At 69.4% G+C, this 24,620-nt stretch carries 21 protein-coding genes; 9 read left to right on the plus strand and 12 right to left on the minus strand.

Features of this window, described 5'->3' with window-relative positions; genetic code table 11:
* Positions 1-99: 99 nt before the first annotated feature.
* The 3 genes from ACFVKT_RS23960 to ACFVKT_RS23970 all read right to left on the minus strand — a co-directional run bounded on the left by ACFVKT_RS23960 (position 100) and on the right by ACFVKT_RS23970 (position 4,835).
* Entirely contained in the window at positions 100-1,047 is a 948-nt protein-coding gene (locus tag ACFVKT_RS23960) for an HAD family hydrolase (RefSeq protein ID WP_385734674.1), read from the minus strand.
* The gene (locus ACFVKT_RS23965; RefSeq protein WP_385734676.1) at positions 1,047-3,518 is read right to left on the minus strand and encodes a phosphoribosyltransferase; all 2,472 of its coding nucleotides are present in this window, start codon (positions 3,516-3,518) and stop codon (positions 1,047-1,049) included. Before ACFVKT_RS23965 ends, ACFVKT_RS23960 begins: the two co-directional genes overlap by 1 nt.
* 147 nt (positions 3,519-3,665) lie before the next feature.
* On the minus strand, positions 3,666-4,835 hold the full coding sequence (locus ACFVKT_RS23970; protein WP_385734678.1) for an HpcH/HpaI aldolase/citrate lyase family protein: 1,170 nt from the start codon (positions 4,833-4,835) through the stop codon (positions 3,666-3,668).
* 188 nt (positions 4,836-5,023) lie between these two features.
* On the opposite strand from ACFVKT_RS23970, the gene ACFVKT_RS23975 reads away from it, so the two are divergent.
* Positions 5,024-5,902, plus strand: a complete 879-nt coding sequence (locus ACFVKT_RS23975) for a TerD family protein (protein ID WP_385734680.1) — start codon at positions 5,024-5,026, stop codon at positions 5,900-5,902.
* Between the two features lie 29 nt (positions 5,903-5,931).
* Here the strand turns inward: ACFVKT_RS23975 and ACFVKT_RS23980 are convergent, their stop codons facing one another.
* From ACFVKT_RS23980 to ACFVKT_RS24005, 6 genes are all read right to left on the minus strand, one after another.
* Positions 5,932-6,669: a Tellurium resistance gene (locus ACFVKT_RS23980; protein WP_385734682.1), complete on the minus strand. Its 738-nt coding sequence runs from the start codon at positions 6,667-6,669 to the stop codon at positions 5,932-5,934.
* 120 nt (positions 6,670-6,789) lie between these two features.
* Positions 6,790-7,938: a DUF475 domain-containing protein gene (locus tag ACFVKT_RS23985; protein ID WP_385734684.1), complete on the minus strand. Its 1,149-nt coding sequence runs from the start codon at positions 7,936-7,938 to the stop codon at positions 6,790-6,792.
* A 75-nt stretch (positions 7,939-8,013) separates the two neighbouring features.
* Positions 8,014-8,589: a TerD family protein gene (locus ACFVKT_RS23990; protein WP_385734686.1), complete on the minus strand. Its 576-nt coding sequence runs from the start codon at positions 8,587-8,589 to the stop codon at positions 8,014-8,016.
* A 99-nt stretch (positions 8,590-8,688) separates the two neighbouring features.
* Positions 8,689-9,264, minus strand: coding sequence for a TerD family protein (locus tag ACFVKT_RS23995; RefSeq protein WP_385734688.1), 576 nt, complete (start codon positions 9,262-9,264; stop codon positions 8,689-8,691).
* A 112-nt stretch (positions 9,265-9,376) separates the two neighbouring features.
* Positions 9,377-9,835, minus strand: a complete 459-nt coding sequence (locus tag ACFVKT_RS24000) for a peroxiredoxin (RefSeq protein WP_385735032.1) — start codon at positions 9,833-9,835, stop codon at positions 9,377-9,379.
* Positions 9,836-10,048: 213 nt separating this feature from the next.
* On the minus strand, positions 10,049-10,489 hold the full coding sequence (locus ACFVKT_RS24005) for a DUF3052 domain-containing protein (protein WP_385734690.1): 441 nt from the start codon (positions 10,487-10,489) through the stop codon (positions 10,049-10,051).
* Positions 10,490-10,948: 459 nt separating this feature from the next.
* Here ACFVKT_RS24005 and aceE point away from each other — a divergent pair, with 459 nt between their 5' ends.
* Together aceE and ACFVKT_RS24015 are read left to right on the plus strand one after the other, a co-directional pair.
* The gene (gene aceE / locus ACFVKT_RS24010; protein ID WP_385734692.1) at positions 10,949-13,693 is read left to right on the plus strand and encodes a pyruvate dehydrogenase (acetyl-transferring), homodimeric type; all 2,745 of its coding nucleotides are present in this window, start codon (positions 10,949-10,951) and stop codon (positions 13,691-13,693) included.
* A 91-nt stretch (positions 13,694-13,784) separates the two neighbouring features.
* On the plus strand, positions 13,785-14,555 hold the full coding sequence (locus ACFVKT_RS24015; protein WP_385734694.1) for a potassium channel family protein: 771 nt from the start codon (positions 13,785-13,787) through the stop codon (positions 14,553-14,555).
* 227 nt (positions 14,556-14,782) lie between these two features.
* On the opposite strand, the gene ACFVKT_RS24020 is transcribed toward ACFVKT_RS24015, so the two are convergent.
* Positions 14,783-16,402: an MFS transporter gene (locus ACFVKT_RS24020; RefSeq protein ID WP_385734696.1), complete on the minus strand. Its 1,620-nt coding sequence runs from the start codon at positions 16,400-16,402 to the stop codon at positions 14,783-14,785.
* A gap of 146 nt (positions 16,403-16,548) precedes the next feature.
* Here ACFVKT_RS24020 and ACFVKT_RS24025 point away from each other — a divergent pair, with 146 nt between their 5' ends.
* The 3 genes from ACFVKT_RS24025 to ACFVKT_RS24035 all read left to right on the plus strand — a co-directional run bounded on the left by ACFVKT_RS24025 (position 16,549) and on the right by ACFVKT_RS24035 (position 19,568).
* Positions 16,549-17,208, plus strand: coding sequence for a TetR family transcriptional regulator (locus ACFVKT_RS24025; protein ID WP_385734698.1), 660 nt, complete (start codon positions 16,549-16,551; stop codon positions 17,206-17,208).
* 214 nt (positions 17,209-17,422) lie between these two features.
* Positions 17,423-18,631, plus strand: a complete 1,209-nt coding sequence (locus tag ACFVKT_RS24030) for an alpha/beta hydrolase (RefSeq protein ID WP_385734700.1) — start codon at positions 17,423-17,425, stop codon at positions 18,629-18,631.
* A 67-nt stretch (positions 18,632-18,698) separates the two neighbouring features.
* Entirely contained in the window at positions 18,699-19,568 is an 870-nt protein-coding gene (locus tag ACFVKT_RS24035) for a DUF4429 domain-containing protein (RefSeq protein WP_385734701.1), read from the plus strand.
* 201 nt (positions 19,569-19,769) lie between these two features.
* Here ACFVKT_RS24035 and ACFVKT_RS24040 read toward each other — a convergent pair whose 3' ends face one another.
* A complete protein-coding gene (locus ACFVKT_RS24040) occupies positions 19,770-20,786 on the minus strand; it encodes an aldo/keto reductase (protein ID WP_385734703.1) in 1,017 nt (338 codons plus the stop codon).
* A complete protein-coding gene (locus tag ACFVKT_RS24045) occupies positions 20,786-21,268 on the minus strand; it encodes a MerR family transcriptional regulator (RefSeq protein WP_385734705.1) in 483 nt (160 codons plus the stop codon). The genes ACFVKT_RS24040 and ACFVKT_RS24045 overlap by 1 nt, the downstream gene beginning before the upstream one ends.
* Before the next feature lie 94 nt (positions 21,269-21,362).
* On the opposite strand from ACFVKT_RS24045, the gene ACFVKT_RS24050 reads away from it, so the two are divergent.
* The 3 genes from ACFVKT_RS24050 to ACFVKT_RS24060 all read left to right on the plus strand — a co-directional run bounded on the left by ACFVKT_RS24050 (position 21,363) and on the right by ACFVKT_RS24060 (position 24,579).
* Complete coding sequence (locus tag ACFVKT_RS24050) at positions 21,363-21,833, plus strand: GNAT family N-acetyltransferase (RefSeq protein ID WP_385734707.1); 471 nt, start codon at positions 21,363-21,365, stop codon at positions 21,831-21,833.
* Positions 21,834-21,852: 19 nt separating this feature from the next.
* On the plus strand, positions 21,853-22,677 hold the full coding sequence (locus tag ACFVKT_RS24055) for a serine hydrolase domain-containing protein (RefSeq protein ID WP_385734709.1): 825 nt from the start codon (positions 21,853-21,855) through the stop codon (positions 22,675-22,677).
* Positions 22,678-22,773: 96 nt separating this feature from the next.
* Positions 22,774-24,579: a protein kinase gene (locus ACFVKT_RS24060; RefSeq protein WP_385734711.1), complete on the plus strand. Its 1,806-nt coding sequence runs from the start codon at positions 22,774-22,776 to the stop codon at positions 24,577-24,579.
* Positions 24,580-24,620: the final 41 nt, after the last annotated feature.

Below are 24,620 nucleotides of genomic sequence, written 5' to 3' on the forward strand. Positions count from 1 at the left end.
GCCCACACCCATCCCATCTCTGGGGCTGCGCCCCAGACCCCATGGGGTTGCCTTTCGGCCGCGGGCCGGTGGGGGCCTGTCGCGCAGTTCCCCGCGCCCCTAGGAGGGGCGTCCGCACCCACTCAACAGCTCACGCAGTATCCGCTCCCCCGCCGCGACCCCGAGCTCCGGAAGCGCCGTGACCGTGGGCGCTGTCCAACCGGCCTCCGCGAGTTCTCCGTGTCCCGGGCGCCATCCCCGGTCGGCGGCGAGCAGGAGGTCGGCGTCGAGGAGAGAGTCCCCGGCGGCCAGCGTCAGGGCAGCCCCCGTGCGCCGCGCGACCTCGTACATCGCCGCGCTCTTGGTGAGCGGCTTCGGTACGGCGTAGATCTTGCGGCCCTGGAGGGACACGGTCCAGCCGCGGTTCTCGGCCCAGACGGCGAGTTCCTTGACCCAGTCCTCGGGGAGCAGTTCGCGCTCGACGACGAGATAGACGAACAGGTCCTCGGCGACGCGGTGTTTGCGGACCCAGGCCGGGTCGGCGGTGGCCTCCATGTGCTCGCGCACCTCGGTGAGGGAGGCGCACTCACTCGCCAGCCGTGCGGTGACCCGCGCGTGCCAGTCGGCGTCGGACACCCCGTCGACGAGCAGGTGCCCGCCGTTGGCGCAGATCGCGTACTTCGGGGCGGGGCCCGGCAGGCTGATGCGCTGGTACTGCTTACGGGTGCGGGTCGTGGTGGGGACGAAGTCCGCCACCTCGCCGAGTTCGGCCAGGAGGGCGGCCGCGGTCTCCGTCATGTATGACAGCGGCCTGCTCTCGTGCACCTCGACGCAGAGCAGCCGGGGCGCCACCGCGTCCGGCATGGTCAGCGCGAGGGCGGCGGCGGAGTAGATGAGCGTGCGGTCGAGGTCGCTGGCGACGAGCACCTTGGGCGAGGCCGCCGAAGCAACCGCAGCCGCCGAAGCGAACGAGGCCGTGGAAGCCGCCGAGGCGATCGACACCGCCGAGGCCGTCGCGGAAGCCGTAGAAGCCCTGGACGCCCTGGAAGCTCTGGAAGACTCGGACATCAGACCGTCACCGACTTGCCGTCGGCACCCGTCGCACCGCGCGTGTACTTCGGGTGGATCAAACCCACGCAGGTGTACGGAAGTTCGGCGACCTCCTCGACGGGCACCCCGCGCTGTTCGGCGAGCAGCCGTACGTGGTCGAGGTCGGCGCCCGCTCCGGCGCGGGCCAGGATCTTCCAGGGGACGCGGCGCAGCAGCACCCGGGTGGTCTCGCCGACGCCCGGCTTGACGAGGTTCACGTCGTGGATCCCGTACTCCTCGCTGATCCGCTCGACGGCCCCCCAGCCCTCCCAGGTGGGCGTGCGGTCGGCGGCGAGCAGCTCCTTGGCCTGGGCGCAGGCCGCGTCGGCGACGTCGGGGAACCGGGCCGCGACGGCGTCCAGGAAGTCGACGGAGACATCCGAGCCGGCGAGCTCGCGGTAGAACTTCGCGCCGTGGAAGTCGTGTTCGCCGACGAGGTCGGAGCGCAGGACCGTGCGTGAGATCAGGCCGGACACCGTCGAGTTGAGGCAGGCGGAGGGGATCAGGAAGTCCTCGCGGGTGCCGTACGTCCGTACGCACGAGCCCGGGTCGGCGAGCACCGCGATCTCCGGGTCGAAGCCGGTGACGCCCTCGGCCTCCTCGAACTCCCGTATGGCATCGGCGAGTTCGCGGGTGATGGCGCCTTTGCCGGTCCAGCCGTCGACGAACACGACGTCGGCGGGGTCGTGGTGGGCGGCCAGCCAGCGCAGCGCGTTGGCGTCGATGCCGCGGCCCCGGACGATGGAGACGGCGTAGTGCGGGAGGTCGAGGCCGTGCCGGTACTGGGCCCAGCGGCGCATCAGGACGCCTACCGGGGTGCCCGCGCGGGCCAGCGACACGAGCACCGGGCGCGGTGAACGCTCTGCGAGCACCAGCTCGGTGACCGCGCCGACGGCCTGGGCGATCCGGGCGGCGGAGGTGTCGAGCGCGGCGTGGAACAGCTCCTGGTAGTGGGCGCTCGGCTGGTACTCGACCGGCAGCGACTCCGCGTAGTGCGCGCCGCCGCTCTGGATGGCCTCCTCGCGTTCCTCGGTCGGCGCCTCCAGCGTCACGTCCGAGAGGTCCTGCAGCAGCCAGCCGACGTCCTCCGGCGCGTACGAGGAGAAGGCTGGGCCGCGGAGGGGCTCGGGGAGCATGGAGGGCCTTTCGGTGGACGGGCGCCCGGGGACGTACGAGGGGACGACGGCGAGCAGGACGGTCCGTGTGTGGGCGGCGAGCTGCGCCAACAGGCCGTCCACGGCGTGCAGTTCGGGGGTGTCGGCGGTCGAGTCGACGACGGCGATGACGGCGTCGAAGCCGGCGCCGGCGACGTTGTAGGCGTAGCGCTCGCCGGGGCCGTCGCCCGGGTTGTCGTGGGCGGGGAAGACGAGCCGGCTGCGTATCGCGTAGCCGGGGTCGTCGAGGGCGAGTACCGGGGAGCGGGTGGTCGTGGAGTAGCGCACCTCGGCGGCCACCACCTGCTCCAGCTCGCGGGCCAGCCGCAGCGGTGCGTACATCAGCTCCTCGAAGCCGAGTACGAGCACGCGCCGGGCGTCGTCGGGCAGAGCTTCGGCGATCCGCGCGGTCAGGGCGGGCAGGGCGCCGTCAAGCCGTATTCGCTGGCCGGGTGTGAAGCCGTGCCGGCCGCCGTCGGGAACGCCGCGCGGCCAGCCGAGCTCGACGCGGGTGACCCTCGCGGCGCGTACCCGGGCCCGGGCACGCGCCGCGAGTACCGCGGGGCCCGCGGGCGCCGAGAGCGCCGCCGCCTCCTGCTCGGCGACCAGCGCCTGCCCCTTCTGCAGCACCCCTTCGGGGAGCCTCACCGTCCCCGACGCCGCCGTCACCAGGTCGACCCGCGCGCCGATCTCCCGCGCGAACTCGTCCAGGCGCCCCATGTCGGCGGCGGACCGCATGTCGACCAGGGCGACGACGACGTACCGCTCGCGCGGGTAGCGGGCGTGCAGGTCACGGATGGTGTTGAGGATCGTGTTGCCGGTGGAGAACTCGTCGTCGACGAGGACCAGCGGGCCGGGGCCGGCCAGCAGGTCAGGGTTCTCGGGGAGGAGCAGATGCGAGGTGGCGTGCGAGTGGGACTCCTCGAAGCCGCCCGCGCTGGCGACGCCGGGAACGGGCCGGCGGGTGGAGTGCAGATAGGGCGCGAGGCCCACCCCGTCCGCGACGCAGTGGCCGAGCCCGGTGGCCGTCTCGGCATAGCCGAGGACCACCGCGGCACGGCACTCATCGGCGCCCAGCAGATCCCGCACGCGCCGGCCGAGCGCGAACCCGTGTCCGTACACCACGGACGGCGACTGCGGCACATGCTTGCCCAGCACGTTCGACACGAGCAGATGCGCCCGCTTGGGGTTGCGCCGCAGCGCGAGCCCCAGCAGGTCGCTCAGCTTCTCGTCCCCGACCAGCTCGACGCCGAGCCGCTCGGCGACCCAGGTCCCCGTCCACACCACGTTGCTCATCAATCCCTTAATCGGTAAGAGGTCACTGCTGATCGGTTGGAGGTCACTGCGGCTGGTCGGGCCGCTTGGGTCTCGGCCGGGAACCCGCGCCTCGGTCGGGCATTCCGGCCTCGGTGGAGAATCCCGGCCTCGGTCGGGAATCCGGCCTCAGTCGGGAAGCCCCGCGGCCAGCAGCTCCACGAAGCCGATGTCCTCGTTGGCGACGCCGAAGACCTCGGCGCGCTGAAGGGTGCGCTCGGCCCAGGCGCGGTGCGGCTTCACCTCGTTCATCTTGTTCGTGTACGACGACCGCAGCACACCCCCGCCGCAGCGCTCGGGCCGCAGGATGTCCTGTGCGTCGCTGTACTCCTCGTGGCTGACCACGGACAACGCGTGGACGGCCGGCACGTGCGAGGGGTGGATGCAGGTCTTGCCGAGCAGGCCGTTGGCGCGGTCGAGGGCGATCTCGCGCAGCAGCCCGTCCAGATCGTGTTCGATGAGTGTCTGGCGCAGTTCCTCGACCTCACCGGCCTGGAAGGGGCTGCGGCGCAGCTGCGGCTTGAACATGCGCTCCTGGACCCGGAAGTACTCCCACACCGGCCCGGTCACGGTGAAGCCGGTGCCGTCGGCCCGCCCGAGTACGTTCACCACGTCGGCGATCACGGAGGCGACGATCTGGACGTCGTAGGCGGTCATGTCGGGCGCCCTGCGCAGTCCGTACGCCGAGCAGAAGTCGGTGACGCCGAGGCGCAGCGCGAGGACGCGGTCGCGGTACTTGGTGACCGTGCGGTGGATGCCCTCCAGGGTCTCCCTGCGGGACTCCAGGTGCAGCAGGCCGGGCGATTCGAGGACCGGCATGGCGAAGAGGCGCCGCCCGCTCGTGTTCTCGGCCACTGTGAGCGCCTCGAGGAACGGGACGCCCCGCTCCTCGGTGAACTTCGGCAGTACGAATCCGGAGAGCAGCCGTACCGCCGGGCCGAGCCGCTGGACGAGGTCCGGGATCTGCTCGGGTTCACGGACCCGTACGAAGAGCAGGGGCAGCTCGGAGAGGTGCGGCCGCTGCGCGAGGTCGGCGAACTGCCTGACCAGGTTCTCCTCGGCGCCCACGACCTCGGCGTCGTCGATCGAGTCCTCCAGGCACAGCACCATGGAGACCACGCCGCGCCCGGCCTGCTTGATGATGTCGTCGGCGAGCTGGGGCCTGGTCGCGGGGCTGTAGAGGGTGGCTCCCAGGGCCGCCGCGAGCACGTGCGCCGGCGAATCGGCGGTGAAGAGGCTCGGCTCCCGGTAGAAGAGACGCTGCCGCTCTTCCGGGGCGATATGACCGAAATGACGCATGAAACTCCCCGTCGCGGCTAGGCGGCCAGATCTGATGTGGCCGGTAATAGTACGTATGGATCAATGTCAAGGGTTCCCACCGGGCATGAAGTTCTGGTAACTCAGCCATGTCGACTGTTGTCCTGTCCCGGCCGGGGATATTCACCCCCGCGTTGTCCCGACCAGGCCCCAGAGGGCAGGATGACCGCATGACGCACGCGATGCTGAAGGGGTCGAACGTCCCGCTGGACGCCACAGCGGTGCGCGCTGTGCTGCGCTGGACACCTGGACAGGGTGTCCCGGATGTGGATGCCTCGGCGCTGCTCCTCGGGCCCGACGGTCGTGTGCGATCCGACGAGGACTTCGTCTTCTACAACCAGCCCCGCCATCCCTCGGGCAAGGTCAGGCTGCTCGGCAAGAAACGCGGTGCCGAGGGTCTTACCGACACGATCCAGACAGATCTGACGGGTGTCGAGTCCGCTGTCGGACAGATTCTGCTGGTCGCATCGGCGGACGACGTCACCTTCGACCGCGTACGGGGCTTGCGCATCCTGCTGTACGACGCGTCCGTCACGGGCGGCGAACCGCTGGCGTACTTCGACGTCAAGCCGGAGACCGGCGCCGAGACGGCGCTGATCTGCGGCGAACTGTACCGGCGCGGCGGGGGCTGGAAGTTCCGGGCGCTCGGCGAGGGCTACCCCAACGGTTTGCAGGGGCTGGCGGGCGACTACGGGATCTCGGTGGACGAATCGGAGACCGCCGTCCCGCTGACGGACCCCGCGCCGCCCGCCCCTGCGTGGTCCGCGCCCGCCCCGGCCCCCGAGACCTCCGTACCGCTGCCGCCCGAGCAGCCCGCCCCGGTGCCGCAGCAGCCCGCGTACGGCTATCCCGGCCCCCAGGCGGCACCGGCACCGGCCCAGCCCTCCTACGGCTATCCACAGCCGTCCAGCCAGCCCGCCTACGGCTACCCGGGGCCCCAGACCGCGCCGGCCGCGGCGCCCGCCTACGGCTTCCCGCAGGCGGTCGGCACCCTGCCGGACCCGGACTTCAAACTGCCGCCGCAGGGGCCGCAGTTCATCGGGCGCTGACGTCCGGGGTGCCGCTGCGCGGCCACCGCTCAGCGGCCGGCCTTGGACTTGTACCCCCGGCCCCACTGCAGCCCCCAGCCGTACAGCCGGTCGAGCTCGGCCTGGAATCCGTACACGAAGCGCACCTCGCGGCGCACGATCAGCTCGCCCTTGACGTTCTCGATCATCACGACGGCGCAGGAGCGGGCCTGCGGATGGCGTTCGTCGAGGCTGATCTCGACGCGTGGGCCGTTGCTCGGGAAGAGCGTGACGATGGCGTGCGTACGGTCGAAGGCCGGGGTCTGGTCGTAGATGTAGACGAAGACCAGGAGCCGCTGGATGTCGTCGCGGTGGTCGAGGTTGACGTAGATCGTCTCGCCGGAGGCCGAGCCGAAGCGGTCGTCGCCGCTGAGCTTGACGTACGGCGGGCCGTTGAGTTCGCCGAAGAAGCTGCCCAGCGGCTGGACGACGCCCTTGGAGCCGTCCTTGAGTTCGTACATGACGCCGAGGTCGAGGTCGACGTTGACCATGCTCTGGGTGTGCGCCTGGACCACTTCCGGCTTGAACGTGCGGAAGGGGTGGCGCAGCAGGCTGCCGCGTTGCGGCCCGCCTATGTCGGAGGTGCGCATGCGCCAGGACAGGTTGATGCGCAGGTTGCCGGTGGCCGCGCCCTGCTTGGTGAGCGAGACCGTGCGGTTCCGCTTGGTCAGCTCGATGGAGTTGGTGGCCGCGCTGCCCGAATCGAAGTCCGCCGATCGCCCGCGCCACAGGTCCTGCCAGATGCCCATTCCGCCCCCACGTTCCCTCTGTATGCCTGCGGGGCGGCCGCGAGGACTCGTCCTCGCGGCCGCCCCGTTCAGAGCGTTCCTCAACCAGGCCCGGGTCACACCCCGGAACCCGGACCGGGGTCAGACCCCGGACGTGACCTCGGCCTTGTCGTCCGAGCTCTCACCTTTTCCCTCTTCCGCCGCCAGCTTGTTGTTGCGGCGCACTGAGGACCAGAAGGACCAGGCGATCAGGACGACACCGGTGAGGCCGGTGATGAACTCGTTGATCTCGAAACGGATGGTGACGAGCAGGATCGCCGCGAGGGCGCCGATCGCGTAGTGCGCGCCGTGCTCCAGGTAGACGTAGTCGTCAAGGGTGCCCTGGCGGACCAGGTAGACGGTGAGCGACCGGACGTACATGGCGCCGATGCCGAGGCCGAGCGCCATCAGGATGATGTCGTTCGTGACGGCGAAGGCGCCGATGACACCGTCGAAGGAGAAGGACGCGTCCAGTACCTCGAGGTAGAGGAACATGAAGAACGCGGCCTTGCCGGCGAGGGCAACCGCGGAGACCGGCTTGCCCTCTCGCCTGGCCTCTTCCTCGGCCTCGTGCTCGCGCTCCTCTTCTTCTTCGAGACGGTTCTCGAAGAAGCTGGAGAGGCCGCCGACGATCAGGTACGTGATGAGACCGCCGACGCCGGAGAGCAGGACCGTCTCGGCCTTGTCGACGTGGATGCCGCCGTGCTGGTGGGCGTTAGAGGCGAAGTACAGCGCGGAGAGCAGCAGGACGATCAGCGCGATGCAGACCGACAGCATGTCGACCTTGCCGAGCTTGGCCAGCGGGCGCTCGATCCAGCCGAGCCACTTGATGTCACGGTCCTCGAAAATGAAGTCGAGGAAGATCATCAACAGGAACATGCCGCCGAAGGCCGCGATCGCCGGGTGCGCGTCGGTGACCAGTTGCTGGTAGCGGTCCGCGTCGTTCAGTGCCAGGTCGACGGCGTCGATGGGGTTGAGCGACGCGGTGATCGCCACGATCACGACGGGGAAGACCAGCCGCATTCCGAAGACGGCGATCAGAACACCGACCGTGAGGAAGATCTTTTGCCAGAACGGGCTCATCTTCTTCAGGATTCCGGCGTTGACCACCGCGTTGTCGAAGGACAGCGAGATCTCGAGGATGGAAAGGATCAGGACGATCCCGAACGCCGTCCATCCGTCGATCAACACCGCCGCGACCAGGCCGATCGCGGTGACCGCGAACGACCAGCCGAAGGTTTTCAGGACCACTGGTTACCCCATCGTGTGTTGGGGGGCTACCCCCGGACGAAGTCCGGAGAGGGTTTCCCCCCGCCGTACCCGGCTTTACGAAACGTTGACTCCGAAGTCTAGAGCGATGCCCCGCAAGCCCGACGCGTACCCCTGTCCCACTGCGCGGAACTTCCATTCCGCTCCGTAGCGGTAAACCTCGCCGAAGATCATTGCCGTTTCCGTGGAGGCGTCTTCGGACAGGTCGTAGCGGGCGAGTTCCTGCCCGTCGGCCTGGTTGACGACGCGGATGAAAGCATTGCTGACCTGGCCGAAGGTCTGGCCGCGGTTGTCGGCGTCGTGGATCGAGACCGGGAAGACGATCTTGTCCACATTGGCCGGAACCTTGGAGAGATCGATCAGGATCGACTCGTCGTCGCCGTCGCCCTCACCCGTGAGGTTGTCACCGGTGTGCTCCACCGAGCCGTCGGGGCTCTTGAGCTGGTTGTAGAAAACGAACCACTCGTCGCCGAGCACCCGGCCGGAGTTGCACAGCAGCGCGCTGGCGTCCAGGTCGAAGTCGGCTCCCGTGGTGGAGCGTGCGTCCCAGCCGAGCCCGATCAACACCTGCGTGAGGTTGGGTGCGGCCTTCGAGAGGGAGACATTGCCTCCCTTGGCGAGCGTGACGCCCATGATCTGGTCCTCCCCGAGGTCATACGTTCAGTTGCCGAGCGCGTCCGGCGCCGCACGTGAAGTGTGCGGCGCCGGACGGATGAGCCAAAGGGCTTTTACTCAGACGTTGACGCCGAAGTCCTGCGCGATGCCGCGCAGGCCCGAGGCGTAGCCCTGGCCGATGGCACGGAACTTCCACTCCGCGCCGTGCCGGTAGAGCTCGCCGAAGACCATGGCGGTCTCCGTCGAGGCGTCCTCGGACAGGTCGTAGCGGGCGATCTCCGCTCCGCCCGCCTGGTTCACCACGCGGATGAACGCGTTGCGGACCTGGCCGAAGGACTGCTGGCGGTTCTCGGCGTCGTAGATCGAGACCGGGAAGACGATCTTCTCGATGTCGGCCGGGACGCCGGCGAGGTTGACCTTGATCTGCTCGTCGTCGCCCTCGCCCTCACCGGTGGTGTTGTCCCCGGTGTGCTCGACCGAGCCGTCCGGGCTCTTCAGGTTGTTGAAGAACACGAAGTTGGCGTCACTGCTGACCTTGCCGTCCGGGTTCGTGAGGATGGCGCTGGCGTCGAGGTCGAAGTCGGTACCGGTGGTGGTGCGGATGTCCCACCCCAGACCGATGATGACCGCGGTCAGTCCCGGGGCCTCCTTCGAAAGCGATACGTTGCCGCCCTTGCTGAGGCTGACTCCCACGAGTCCTCCATTGGTGTTCAGGGGCGGGATGCCCCGACTGCGTTCGGTATCGGATCAACGTGTCGATCCTAGTGACGGGTTCCCGCACCCTGCAGGGCTTGGGACCGAACAATCACAGGGTGTCGAGTGCCTTGACGTACTCGTTCAGGTCCCGCGCGTCCGGCAGGGCGTTGACGACGGTCCAGCGGACCACGCCCTCCTTGTCGATGATGAACGTGCCGCGCACCGCGCAGCCCTTGTCCTCGTCGAAGACGCCGTACGCGCGCGAAGTGGTGCCGTGCGGCCAGAAATCGGAGAGCAGCGGGTAGTCCAGGCCCTCCTGCTCGGCGAAGACGCGCAGGGTGTGGATGGAGTCGTTGGAGACGGCCAGGAGCTGGGTGTCACGGTCGGTGAACTGCGGCAGGTTGTCTCGCAGGGAGCACAGCTCGCCGGTGCACACGCCCGTGAAAGCGAACGGGTAGAAGAGCAGCACCACGTTCTTCTCGCCGCGGAAGTCGGACAGCCGCACGGTGGCGCCGTGGTTGTCCTTGAGCTCGAAGTCCGGCGCCTTGGTGCCGACCGCGATCGCCATAGTCACACGCTTTCCTTCCAGGGGGCTGTTCGGGTGAGTCCACCCTACGCAGCGGTCATCGCGACCCCGGGGAAGGCCGGCACGGCAGAACGCCGGACCGGCTGAGCGTCTCAGCGGGTCCGGCGTTCGGGGACGAGGTCCTTCAGGCCGCATGTCCGGGGGTCCGGCGGCGGAAACCGCCGGAGTGGTTGCCCGGATCGGCCCGGCGGAGTATCAGCGCTTGCCGGACTTGGCCCCCTTGGGGGTGGCCAGCCGGCTGCCGCTCCAGTCCTTGCCCACGCTGGCGCTCTTGGTCGCAGACAGACCCGCGGTCGTCGCCGCTTCGGCGATGTCGCTCGGCTCCACGTAGCCCTCACGGCCCGTCTTCGGCGTCAGCAGAAGGATGGTGCCGCCGTCTTCGATGTACGTGGTGGCGTCCACCAGTACGTCGGTCAGGTCGCCGTCCTCGTCGCGGAACCACAGCACCACGGCATCGGCGACGTCGTCGTACTCCTCGTCCACGAGCTCGCTGCCGATGACTTCCTCAATGGCCTCGCGGAGCTCCTGGTCGACGTCGTCGTCGTAGCCGATCTCCTGGACCACCTGCTCGGGCTGGAACCCCAGCCTTGCGGCAGGGTTCGTCCTCTCCTCCGCGTGGTCCGCGGTCGCGCTCACGGGTTGCCTCCTGATCATGTTTCTGGTTGGGGTCTCCCCCGGCTTTGTCGGAGCTTGGGGAGTCTTCTGGCCACGCGCGTGCGCGAAGCATTGGCCGTAGTCCACACGGACGGGGCGGATCGCGCAAGTACCCGGCCGTCGAGACCGCCGAAACGGTGACGATCCTGGCGGTGTCGACGCAACTCCAGGCATGGAATCGCGGCACCCAGTGACGCGCACCACACCCTTCTGTCCTGTTTGTGAATTTCACAGCCCTTGAAGGGTACGAGACCCGAACGACTTTGCGGAACGCGTCACGGACTGAGCGTATCGTTGCGTTTTGGCCCGGCACGTCCCGACGTACTGCGTGAACGTCCCGGTTACCTCTCAGTAGAGGTGACGATTCCGTTCGCCGGGTACACGATGGGGAACGGTGTGAACACAGAGCAGTACAGCCCCCTCTGACAGCGAAGGAACAGCGTGGCTTCCGGATCCGATCGCAACCCGATCATCATTGGCGGCCTTCCCAGCCAGGTCCCGGACTTCGACCCTGAGGAGACTCAGGAGTGGCTCGACTCCCTTGACGCCGCCGTCGACGAGCGAGGCCGGGAGCGCGCCCGCTATCTGATGCTGCGGCTCATCGAGCGGGCCCGCGAGAAGCGCGTGGCCGTGCCCGAGATGCGCAGCACGGACTACGTCAACACGATCGCCACCAAGGACGAGCCGTTCTTCCCCGGCAACGAGGAGATCGAGCGCAAGGTCCTGAACGCGACCCGCTGGAACGCCGCGGTGATGGTGTCCAGAGCCCAGCGCCCGGGTATCGGCGTCGGCGGTCACATCGCCACCTTCGCGTCCTCCGCCTCGCTTTACGACGTGGGCTTCAACCACTTCTTCCGCGGCAAGGACGAGGGCGACGGCGGCGACCAGATCTTCTTCCAGGGGCACGCCTCGCCGGGCATCTACGCCCGCGCGTTCCTCCTGGACCGGCTGAGCGAGCAGCAGCTCGACGCGTTCCGGCAGGAGAAGTCGAAGGCGCCGTACGGACTGTCCTCGTACCCGCACCCGCGGCTGATGCCGGACTTCTGGGAGTTCCCGACCGTCTCCATGGGCCTCGGCCCGCTCGGCGCGATCTTCCAGGCGCGGATGAACCGCTACATGGAGGCGCGTGAGATCGCCGACACCTCCAAGTCGCGTGTCTGGGCGTTCCTTGGTGACGGCGAGATGGACGAGCCGGAGTCGCTCGGCCAGCTGTCGATCGCGGCGCGCGAGGGCCTGGACAACCTGACCTTCGTCGTCAACTGCAACCTCCAGCGGCTCGACGGCCCGGTGCGCGGCAACGGCAAGATCATCCAGGAGCTGGAGTCGCAGTTCCGGGGCGCCGGCTGGAACGTCATCAAGCTGGTCTGGGACCGCACCTGGGACCCGCTGCTGGCGCAGGACCGCGACGGCGTGCTGGTCAACCAGCTCAACACCACACCGGACGGCCAGTTCCAGACGTACGCCACCGAGACCGGCGCGTACATCCGCGAGCACTTCTTCGGGCACGACCACCGGCTGCGCGCGATGGTCGAGAACATGACGGACGACCAGATCCTGCACCTGGGGCGCGGCGGCCACGACCACAAGAAGGTGTACGCGGCCTTCGCGGCGGCCAAGGCGCACAAGGGCCAGCCGACGGTGGTGCTTGCGCAGACCGTCAAGGGCTGGACGCTCGGCCCGAACTTCGAGGGCCGCAACGCGACCCACCAGATGAAGAAGCTGACGACCGCGGACCTCAAGGGTTTCCGCGACCGGCTGCACATCCCGATCACGGACCAGCAGCTGGAGGGCGGCGCGCCGCCGTACTACCACCCGGGCCGTGACTCGGAGGAGATCCAGTACATGCACGACCGCCGCAAGGGGCTCGGCGGGTACGTCCCGACGCGCGTCGTGCGGTCGAAGCCCCTCGTGCTCCCCGAGGACAAGACGTACGCGAGTGTGAAGAAGGGGTCGGGTCACCAGGCGATCGCCACGACCATGGCGTTCGTCCGGCTGCTCAAGGACCTGATGCGGGACAAGGAGATCGGCAGGCGGTTCGTGCTGATCGCGCCCGACGAGTACCGCACCTTCGGCATGGACTCGTTCTTCCCGAGCGCGAAGATCTACAACCCGCTCGGCCAGCAGTACGAGTCCGTGGACCGCGATCTGCTGCTCGCGTACAAGGAGTCCCCGACGGGCCAGATGCTGCACGACGGCATCTCGGAGGCGGGCTGTACGGCGTCGCTGATCGCCGCGGGTTCGGCGTACGCCACGCACGGCGAGCCGCTGATCCCCGTCTATGTCTTCTACTCGATGTTCGGTTTCCAGCGCACCGGCGACCAGTTCTGGCAGATGGCCGACCAGTTGGCGCGCGGTTTCGTCCTGGGCGCGACCGCCGGACGTACGACTCTGACCGGTGAGGGTCTCCAGCACGCGGACGGCCACTCGCAGCTGCTCGCCTCGACGAACCCGGGGTGTGTCGCGTACGACCCGGCGTACGGGTACGAGATCGCGTACATCGTCAAGGACGGGCTGCGCCGGATGTACGGCCAGGACGCCGGGGCAAAGGACGCGGACGTCTTCTATTACCTGACCGTCTACAACGAGCCGATCCAGCATCCGGCAGAACCGGAGAGCGTGGACGTGGACGGCATTCTGAAGGGCATCTACCGCCTCAAGTCCGGTGACCAGGGCGTCATTCCGGCGCAGATCATGGCCTCCGGTGTCGCGGTGCCGTGGGCGGTCGAGGCGCAGCGGATCCTGGCCGCCGACTGGAACGTGAAGGCGGACGTCTGGTCGGCGACCTCCTGGAACGAGCTGCGGCGCGAGGCCGTCGAGGTGGAGCGGCACAATCTGCTGCACCCCGAGGAGGAGCAGCGCGTCCCGTACGTGACGCAGAAGCTGGCGGGGGCCGAGGGCCCGTTCGTCGCCGTCTCCGACTGGATGCGGTCCGTACCCGACCAGATCTCCCGCTGGGTGCCGGGGACCTACCAGTCCCTGGGCGCCGACGGCTTCGGCTTCGCGGACACGCGCGGCGCGGCCCGGCGGTTCTTCCACATCGACGCGCAGTCGATCGTGGTCGCGGTGCTGACCGAGCTGGCGCGCGAGGGCAAGGTGGACCGGTCGGTCCTGAAGCAGGCGATCGACCGCTACCAACTGCTCGACGTGCAGGCGGCCGACCCGGGGGCCGCGGGCGGCGACACGTAGTTCGTACGTCCGTCGAGGGGCGGTGGGGCCACGGGCCTCGCCGCCCCTTCCGCTGTCTTCTTATTGCTGTCTTCTTATTTACGATGCGGGCATGAAGGAGCAGTCGGCACAGGTCCGCTGGGAGCGGCGCACGCAGCGGCCGCTGCTGGGGTTCGCCCTGGCGTTCGCCGTCGCCTACGCCGTGCCGATCGTGTGGCCCGCCGCGGGTCACGAGGTGGCGTCCGTGTGCACGGCGGTGGAGTGGGTGGTGTGGGGCGCGTTCGCGGCGGACTACGCCGCCCGGCTCGTACTGGCCCAACAGCGCAAGGAGTTCGTACGGACGCACTGGCTGGACCTGATCGCGGTGGTGCTGCCGCTGGTCCAGCCGATGCGGCTGCTGCGGCTCGTCTCCACGCTACTGCTCGTCGGGCAACGGGCCCGGATCGCCTCCCAGATACAGCTCACGACGTATGTCGCGGGCTCGGTGGTGGGCCTGTTGATGTTCGGCTCGCTCGCGGTCCTCTCCGTGGAGCGGGAGTCGCCGAACGGGAACATCAAGACGCTGGGCGACGCGGTGTGGTGGTCGTTCACGACGATGACCACGGTGGGGTACGGGGATCACGCCCCGACCACCGGCCTGGGCCGCGTGCTCGCGGTCGGCCTGATGCTCTCCGGCATCGCCCTGCTCGGTGTCGTCACCGCGAACATCGCCGCCTGGTTCATCTCCCGCTTCGAGATGGACGACGTCGAGGAACGCCGGCAGACGGCCGCGATCACCGCCCTCACGGAGGAGGTACGCGCCCTGCGGGCGGAGGTGGCCGCGCTGTCACGGGGTAGGACGCCCGAGGACACGCCCTTCGCGGCGGAGGAGCACTCGCGCTAGAAGCGCGCCGGTCGCGACGGACCTGGCGGCGCGCTGCCCCCCTCCGGCAGCGCGCCGCAAGTCCGGTCGTCCTCCAGGTCGTACGGAGGACTTGACCCACTGTGACGTGCGGCGCGTGCCGGGTGCGAGGGATCTTTAGCCTTGTCACCCTGATAGGGGAAACGGCCCCTGGAGCGGGCCCGGGGACAGGTCCTGGACAGGGACAGGCCCTGGATGTGGTCGGCGCCCTAGATGTGGCCGGCGCCGACGCCCGCCTCCGCGTTGTCGCCCCGCTTGGTGAGCAGTGCGACGAAGACCGCCACGACGGCGACCCCGGACGCGACCAGGCAGGCCAGGCTCATTCCGGAGATGAAGGTGTCGTGGGCGACGGTCGTGATCTGCGCGGCGAGGGCGGCGGGCGTGTCCGGGGCGACCGGCGCGGCGCCGACCTGGACCGCCTCGGAGGCCGCGTCCAGCTGCTCCGGGGTGAGCGGGGGCAGCGTGGCATCGGCCCAGTTGCCCGCGAGGTCGCCGTCGACCTTGGAGGCCATCACGGCGCCCAGGACCGCCGTACCGAGGCTGCCGCCGATCTGCATCGCGGCCTGCTGGAGACCGCCTGCGACACCGGAGAGCTCCATCGGTGCGTTGCCCACGATGACCTCGGTGGCGCCGACCATGACCGGCGCGAGTCCGAGGCCGAGACCGGCGAACCAGAGCGACATGACGAAGCTGCCGGTGTTCGTGTCCAGCGTGGACATGCCGTACATGGAGATCGCGGTGAGGGCCATACCGCCGGCGAGCGGGATGCGCGGGCCGGTCTTGGTGATCAGGAAACCGGCCAGCGGCGAGCCCACGATCATCATTCCGGTCAGCGGGAGAAGGTGCAGGCCCGCGTCGACCGGGCTCATCCCGTGCACGTTCTGCAGGTAGAAGGTGACGAAGAACAGGCCGCCCAGGAAGGCGATGGCCATCAGGACCATCAGGACCACGCCTGCCGACAGCGGCACTGAGCGGAACAGCCCCAAGGGGATCAGCGGTTCCTTCACCCGCTTCTCCCAGAAGGCGAAGACCGCGAAGCCGAGCACCGAGGCGCCCAGGAAGGCCCAGGTCAGGCCGTCGCCCCAGCCCCAGGTCGGGGCCTTGATGAGGGCCCAGACCAGACAGAACATGGCGCCGGAGAGCAGGGCTATGCCAAGGACGTCGAAGGAGCGGGGCGCGTTCTCCGCGCGGTGGTCGGTCAGGATCAGCGAGCCGAGGACCAGCACGATGACGCCGATCGGCACGTTGATGAAGAACACCGACTGCCAGCTGACGTGCTGGACAAGCAGACCGCCGAGGATCGGGCCGCCCGCGGTGGACGCGCCGATGACCATGCCCCAGATGCCGATCGCCATGTTCAGCTTCTCGGCCGGGAAGGTGGCCCGCAGCAGACCGAGCGCGGCCGGCATGAGCAGCGCGCCGAACAGGCCCTGCAGGACACGGAAGGTGACCACCAGGGCGATGCTGTGGGAGAACCCGATGGCCCCGGAGGCCCCGGCGAAGCCGATCACGCCGATGAGGAAGGTCTGCCGGTGGCCGAACCGGTCGCCGAGCTTGCCCGCGGTGATCAGGGTGACCGCGAGCGCGAGGAAGTAGCCGTTGGTGATCCACTGGACGTCGGCGAAGCTCGCGCCGAGGTCCTTCTGGATGGCCGGGTTGGCGATGGCCACGATGGTGCCGTCCAGGGCGACCATCATGACGCCGAAGGCGACGGAGAACAGGGTGAACCAGGGGTGGCCGCGCAGCCCCGAGGACGGCGTCGGTCCGGAGACGGGTGCCGGGGCCTTGTCGGCCGGTCCCGTCGCGTCGACGGTGGTCTGACTAGTCATGTTTTCGAGGCTAGTGTCAGCCGCTGACAGTTGACAAACCAATTCACAAGTCGGTAACTGTCACGTCACTCGCGAATACCCTGAACCGGTCAGACGGTTCACAGGATGCGGACGATCCGGAGGCGGGAAACCAGAGAAGAGGGACCATGGACACGGCGGACCTTACCGGCCCGGCGCCACGACCCGGACTGCGGGAGCTCAAGAAACAGCGCACCCGGGACGCGCTCCTGCACGCCGCCCTCGAACTGTTCACCACCCAGGGGTACGAGCGGACGACCGTCGACGAGATCACCGAGGCCGTCGACGTCTCACAGCGCACCTTCTTCCGCTATTTCGCGGGCAAGGAGGAAGCCGCCCTCTTCACCCAGCGGCTCACGGAGTCGCACTTCCTCGCCGCCGTGCGCGAACGCCCGCCCCACGAAGCCCCGTTGGAGGTCCTGCGGCGCTCCGTCCTGGAGAGCTGGGACACCATCGGCGAGGCGATCGAGGCCGTCATCCCGATCGAACTGCACATGCGCACCCTCCGGTTGATCGAGTCGACACCCACGCTGCTCGCCGTCAGTCTGCGCCGCTCCGTGGAGCTGGAGGAGGAGATCGCGCAGGTGATCGCCGAGCGCGAGGGGCTCGACGTGGACGCGGACCCGCGCCCCCGTATCGCGGTCGCCGTCTTCGGCGGGGTGATGCGCGTGACGAGCCGCCTGTGGGGCCAGGGCGAGGACATCGGCGTCGAGGGAATCCGCGAACTGACCGCCTCTTATCTCAGCCATGTGGGGCCCGCATTGGCGGAAACATGGCGTACGGAATAACTCCTGCCGCACGGCGAGAGGTCCGATCGGCGTGCCCCATACCGCCCACTCCGCACGCAGAGTGACGGATCGCCCACCGGGTCTTGACTTTCCTTACCCAGCGTGAGGATTTAGCTCAAACTGAACACGCTTTGCCCCAATTACCCCACCAGAAACGTGATCCGGCTCACTCGGCTAACGCGAGACCCGTTTGTTCTCCTAGTGTGTCCTCCCAGTGACTTCCTTCGACGCTTCCCCCCAACTGAACGTCTGGCGCGCACTGCTCGCGCTGGCCGTTGTGTTCGTGATGCTGGCCACCGGTGGCTGGACCGCGGTGCACGGCCATCGGGGGTCGTCGGCCCTCGCAGCCTCGCGCTCCGCGTGGGAGCAGGGCACCCTCGCCGGTCGCCCGCTCCCGGACACCGACTCGGCGCCGAGCGTCGTGGCCCGCTTCTTCGCCTCGCTCGACGCCGGCCAGCGCGACAGTCTCGTCCGCCGCTACTCGCTCGCGGTCGGCAACATGAACGGCGCGCCCGTGACCCTGCGCTACCGGGCGAACCGCCTCGCCCTGGAGAAACAGCGCAAGGTCGAGCTCAAACGCATGCACGACACCCGGCTCTCGCCACTCGGGCAGCACGAGGCGGGCCGCCGCATGCACCGCTACGAGGCGCTGCTCGGGAAGGGCCGCAAGATCCTCGCCTTCGACCCGATGGGCGCGGGCCGGATCGCCGAGGTCGTCGGAGACCTCGACACGGCGGAGCGCGTCTCGGTCGTGGTCCCCGGCGTCGACACCAACCTGCTCACCTTCCAGCGCACGGCCAAGAAGTACACGGCGCCCGTCGGCATGGCGCAGTCCCTGTACTCGGCGGAACGCAAGGCGAGCCCCACCACGCGTACGGCCGTGATCGCCTGGGCCGACTACACCGCACCCAGCGGGCTCGGCATCGACTCGGCCACCGCGATGCGCGCCGAGGAGGGCGCGGTCCGGCTGAACGCCCTGGTGCGGGCGCTGCCGGGAAGCTCGTCGGTGGCGCTGTACTGCCACAGCTACGGCTCCGTGCTGTGCGGGGTCGCCGCCAAGGAACTGCCCACCCGGGTCTCCGACATAGCGGTCGCGGGCAGCCCCGGTATGCGGGCCGACACGGTCGCGGGACTGCACACCACGGCCCAGGTCTGGGCGATGCGGGACTCCGACGACTGGATCCGGGACGTACCGCATCTGGAGGTCGGCGGGCTCGGGCACGGCGCCGATCCGGTGTCGACGGCGTTCGGGGCGCGGGTCCTGTCCGCGCGGGACGCGAAGGGCCACACCGGCTACTTCGAGCCGGGCACCGACAGCCTCCACAACTTCGCGGAGATCGGCATCGGCGCGTACGGCTCGGTGGAGTGCGCGCACACGGATGACGCGTGCCGGACGGGTTTGTCCGGCGGGTCGTCAGCCTGACGCGCGTAGAAGCGAAAGGAACCGCGGTCCGCCAAGGGAGGCGACGCGGGCCTGTGTGCCGCATACGATGGCCCGCATGGGTGACGTACTGGCCGGATTTCATGCCGCCTGGGAGTTCGAGTCCGACTCCGTGCTCATCCGCTTCGAACGCGGAATCCGCACGCCGAAGCTGTTCCAGGCGCTCGGCGAACGCCGTATCCCGCTCGACGCGATCGCGGCGGTGACACTGACGCCGGGGAAGCGCGGCACGGTCGTGCTGCGGGCGGTTCCCAGACCGGGCGCCGATCCCCTCATCGAGGCGGCGGCGGGACAGCTCAAGGAGGGGTGCGACCCCTATCGCCTGGTGCTGCCCGCCGAGCGCGAGACGCTCGCCGAGTACTACGCGGACGAGCTGCGCGCGCAGCTCACGAAGGACGACGAACCCGCCGAGCGGTTTCTCGTCGGGGCGCCCGAGGCGCCGTTGCACTTCAAGGCGTACGACGGCAAGGCGTCCTTCGACGGCAGGTCGGTGTCCTTCCGGTGGTTCTGGACGGGCGCCTCGTCGGCGAAGTGGAAGGCCGGCGACCAGACCTTCCCCGTCGCCGCGATCAGCGGCGTCGAATGGCGCTCCCCCGAGGTCTTCGAGGGGCATCTGCGGCTGCTGCGCCGTGAGCCGGCGGACGCCCAGCCCGTGCAGGCCGATCAAGATCCGGCGGCGGTGGTGTTCGGGCTGGGGTACGGGCCGGTCCATGAGTCGTTGCCGTTCGCTGCGGCTGTGCTGGCCGCGGTTCGTGGCTCGGGCGGGGCGCCCGTACCGGCCCTCTCCCCGCCCGCGTCCCGGCGCGATCCCGCCGATATCGCCGAGCGCATCCGGCACCTCGGTGAGCTCCGCGACGCCGGCCTCGTGACGGACGAGGAGTTCTCGACGAAGAAGGCGGAGCTCCTGGCGGAGCTGTGACGCCGGGGCGGAAGAGTTGGATTCGCCCCCTCCGCCCCTACCCGTCCCGTACCTGGGGGCTGCCGCCCCCAGACCCCCGCTTCGCGCTGAACGCGCTCGTCCTCAGACGCCGGACGGGCTGAAAACCAGCCCCTCCGGCGTTTGAGGAGCAGGAAGGGCAGGGGCGGAGGGGGCGAAAAACCCACTCCACCCCAACCCCCGCTACTCCCGGCCCGCCGAAGTGAAGCCCATGTCCGCGTAGCGGTCGCCCGCTACCTTGGCGGCGATGGGCTCCAGGAGGGCCAGTTCGGCATCGGTGAGGACGATGTGGGTCGCGGCCGTGTTCTCCTCGACGCGCTTCGCCTTGGTGGTGCCGGGAATCGGCACGACGGCGAACCCGTACACGGCGGCCCGCTGCTGCGCCCAGGCCAGCGCGACCTGACCGAGCGAGGCCCCATGGGCGTCGGCGACGGTACGTACCGACTCGAGGAGCGCGAGGTTGGCGGCCGCGTTGTCACCGTTGAAGCGGGGCTGCTGACGCCGGAAGTCGCTCGCCGCCAGATCCTTCCCGGCGTCCGCGAAGGACCCCGTGAGGAACCCGCGCCCGAGCGGCGAGTACGGCACGAGCGCCACACCCAGCTCACGCGCCACCGGAACCACCCCGGCCTCGATGTCACGGCTGAACAGCGACCACTCCGACTGCACGGCGGCGATCGGATGGACGCCCTGCGCCGCACGCAGCTCCCCGCCCGTCACCTCGCTCAGCCCGAGGTGCTTGACCTTGCCCTCGCGCACCAGCTCGGCCATGGTCCCGACGGTCTCCTCGATCGGGATGTTCACGTCACGCCGGTGCATGTAGTAGAGGTCGATCACGTCGACGTCCAGCCGCCGCAGGCTGGCCTCGACGGCCTGCCGGATGTAGGGCGCGTCGTTGCGGATGATCCGCTTGGTCGGGTCGTCCGGCGGGATCGTCATGGCGAACTTCGTCGCGATGACGAGTTCGTCGCGGTGCGCCTTGAAGAACGGCGAGAGGAACTTCTCGTTCTCACCCTGACCGTAGGCGTCCGCGGTGTCGAAGAGCGTGACGCCGAGTTCCAGCGCCCGCTCCAGGGCGGCCCGCGACTCGTCGGCGTCGGCGGGGCCGTACGCGAAGCTCATGCCCATGCAGCCCAGGCCCTGTACCCCGACCTCGGGGCCGTCGGTTCCGAGCTGCACCTTCGCGATCTTGCTGTCCGTCATCAGGACCTCTCCGACGCCAGGGCACGCCCGGCGTCCGCGTAGAAAGTGATTTTGCGGTCGAGTACCGCGAGGGTGTCCTGGAGTTCGGCGATCCGGGACTGTACGTCCCTGCGGGTCGCTTCCAGGAGTTCGTAACGCTCGATGTAGGTGTGGTCGCCCGCGCGCACCAGCTCGGCGTACCGCACCATGTCGGCGACCGGCATCCCGGTGAGCCGCAGCTTGCCGACGAGGCCCAGCCAGTCGAGGTCGCGGTTGGTGTAGCGGCGCTGGCCGGTGTGCGAGCGGTCGATGTGCGGCATCAGCCCGATCCGCTCGTACCAGCGCAGGGTGTGCGCCGTCAGGCCGGTGTAGGCGACGACCTCGCTGATCGTGTAGTTGTCCTGGCCGTCCGGGCGCCGCAACTCCCGCTCAGGGGGCGCGACGCAGAGATCGGGACTGCTACCGGTCTCGGTGGCCTCGGCCGTGGTCTCCATCACCGTCATGACCCCCACGCTAAAACCTTGGAGTGCACTCCAAGCAAGTGGAACCATGAAAATCCCGTGACGTCGCCCGCTCACGGTGTCTACGTTGCGGATCATGACTCTTGTACGCCGTGCCGTGCCCGCGGACGCCGAGGAAGTACTGCGGCTGCGCCAGGTGATGCTCGACTCGGTACACCGCACCGATTCGCCCGGTACCTGGCACGTCGAATCGCTTCCCACCCTACGGCGCAGGCTCGCCGACCCCGACGGGGACTTCGCGGCCTTCGTCATCGACCATCCGGACCGGCCGGAGGCGCTGGCGGCGCTCGTCGCCGGGACGATCGACTACCGCATCGGGAACGCGGCCAATCCGCACGGCGCGATCGGGCACGTATTCAGCGTCGCCACCGATCCGGACGCGCGGCGCCGCGGCTACGCCCGCGCGGCCATGGAGGCGCTTCTCGACTGGTTCCGCGAACGGGGCGTACGGCAGATCGACCTCAACGCCTCCGTGGAGGCCGAGCCGCTGTACGCCTCGCTCGGTTTCGTGCGCAAGCCGGACCCCTCGATGCGGCTCCGGCTCTGAGCCGCTTAGGCTCGTAGGCATGTCCCTGCAGAGCCTTGCGCTGATCGAGAACTGGCCCGTTCCCACCGCCGCGGCGGCCGTCGTCCGCGCGGACGGCACGCTTCTCGGGAGCCATGGGCCCGGTGCGCGGCCCTTCCCGCTCGCCTCGGTGACCAAGCCGCTTGCCGCGTACGCCGCCCTCGTCGCGTACGAGGAAGGCGCGATCGAGCTCGACGAACCCGCCGGGCCCGAGGGCTCGACCGTCCGTCATCTCCTCGCGCACACCTCCGGACTCGCCTACGACGAGCACCGGGTGACGTCCGCGCCCGGGGAGCGACGGCTGTACTCCAACGCCGGGTTCGAGGTGCTCGGGGAGCACATCGCCAAGGCGACGGACATTCCCTTCGGGGAGTATCTGCGCCAGGCGGTGCTGGATCCGCTGGGGATGGCGTCGACCACGCTCGACGGGTCGCCCGCGAAGGACGGGGTGTCCACGGTGGACGACCTGGTGCGCTTCGCGGCCGAGGTCCAGGCTCCGCGGCTCCTGGATCCCCGTACGGTCGCGGAGGCGATGACCGTCCAGTTCCCGGGCACGAAGGGCGTCCTGCCGGGGTACGGACACCGCAACCCCAACGACTGGGGGCTCGGCTTCGAGATCCGCGACTCCAAGTCGCCCCACTGGACGGGGAGTTCATCCTCGCCGCGGACCTTCGGGCACTTCGGGCAGTCGGGTACGTTCCTGTGGATCGACCCCGTCGCGGAGGTGGCCTGCGTGGCTCTCACCGACCGGGCGTTCGGGCCGTGGGCCGTCGAGGTGTGGCCGCCGTTCACGGACGCGGTGCTCGAAGACGTCAAGAAGTGGTGAACGAAGCTGGAGTTGAGGGCTCCACCTGAGACGGTCACCGACCCGTTCGACTAGCCTCCCCCTGCACACATGCCTCACATATTTCGGGGGAGAACAATGGGCGAGACACAACAGGGCGGACATTTCCGCCCGTTGGAGGACGGCGACCCGACGGTCGTGGCGGGCTACCGGCTCGCCGCACGGCTGGGCTCGGGCGGCATGGGCACGGTCTACCTGACGTACACGCCGGGCGGGCACCCGATCGCGCTGAAGACGATCCGGCCGGAGCTGAGCGAGGACCCCGAGTTCCGCCGCAGGTTCAAGCAGGAGGTCCAGGCCGCCCAGCGCGTCCAGGGCCTCTACACCGCGCCGGTCCTCGACCACGACACCGAGAGCGCCACCCAGCCCTGGCTGGCCACCGCCTACGTACCCGGCCCCTCGCTGGCCTCGGCGGTCACCGAGCACGGCCCGCTGCCGGTGCCGACCGTCCTGCTGCTGGTCGCGGGGATCGCGGAGGCGCTGTCGGTCATCCATGGCGCGGGCATCGTCCACCGCGACCTGAAGCCCTCGAACGTGCTGCTCGCCGCCGACGGCCCCCGGGTCATCGACTTCGGCATCGCCCGCGCCGCCGACGCCACCGCCCTGACCAACACCGGTGTCTCCATCGGCACCCCGGCCTTCATGTCACCCGAGCAGGCCTCGGGGCGGGGTGAGCTCGCCCCCGCGTCGGACATCTTCGCCCTCGGCCAGGTCGCCGCCTTCGCGGCACGGGGCAGCTCGGCGTACGGGGACGGGCCCTCGCACGCCGTGCTGTACCGCATCGTCCACGAGGAGCCGGACCTCACGGGCCTCCCGGACGAACTCGGCTTCATCACACGCCTGCTGGCCAAGAACCCGGCCGACCGGCCCTCACCGGCCGAGGTCATCGCCCTGTGCCAGGAGGCCTCGCCCACCCCGCTGCGCCAGTCCGGGTCCTGGCTGCCGGACCCGATCGGCGAGCAGATCACCCGGCGCGTCTCGGCGTCTGCGGAACTGCTCGCGGCCCGCGCCGACGCCCCGGCGAAACCGGCCGCCCCGGCCGACGCGGTGCCTCCGCCGCCGACCGCTCCGGTCACCCAGCTCAGCGCTCCGGGCGTCGACCCGGCCGCGCACACGGTGCACGCGGCCCACGTCCCGACGCCTCCGCCCACCCCGCCGCCGTACGTACAGCAACCCGCGCACCAGACGTACCCCACGCATCCGACGGCGCCGTACCCGCCGCAGAACACCTGGCAGCCGCAGCCGCCGGCCCAGAAGTACCCGTACCCGTACTCCCAGCCCCTCCCGCCGCCCAAGAGCAACGCGGGCAAGGTCCTCGCGATCATCGCGGGGGCGCTCGTGGTGATGGTCGGCGGATGTGTCTCGCTCCTCGGCAACTTGGACGACACGACCAGCAACGCCGGCACGAGCTCCACCTCCGGCACCAGCGGAAGCTCGGACTCCAGCAACTCCAAGGCACTCCCCGACCCCAAGCCGGCCACTTACAAGGGCATCAACATCCCCGGCGGCTACTACGTACGCTTCGCCGACTCGCCGCCCACGCCGGTCGACGGCGACGGTCCGTACGAGGCCGACGGGGACCTCTACTACTACGTGGACAGCCTCCAGCTCACCGAGAAGCACGTGGGCAGCAGCAGCGACAAAATGGTCCTGCTGAACAACTCCCAGAAGGGCTCCCTCGACGTCTGCCGCGCCGAGACCCGGTTCGCGGAGACCGTGACCCTCGGCCAGCTCTCCAAGGGCACCCAGATGTGCGTCCACACCGCGTCCGGCCACATCGGCCTGGTGACCTTCCAGGGCTCGGCCCCGAGCGGCGACCCCAGCGACTACGTGTCGGTGGACATCACGGTGTGGCGGAACGCGGAAGAACCCACCTCCGACTAGCCCCGTCGCACGACGGTTGCGCCCGGCCGTCCGACGGCCGG

Source organism: Streptomyces sp. NPDC127595 (assembly GCF_042671685.1).
Taxonomy (GTDB): domain Bacteria; phylum Actinomycetota; class Actinomycetes; order Streptomycetales; family Streptomycetaceae; genus Streptomyces.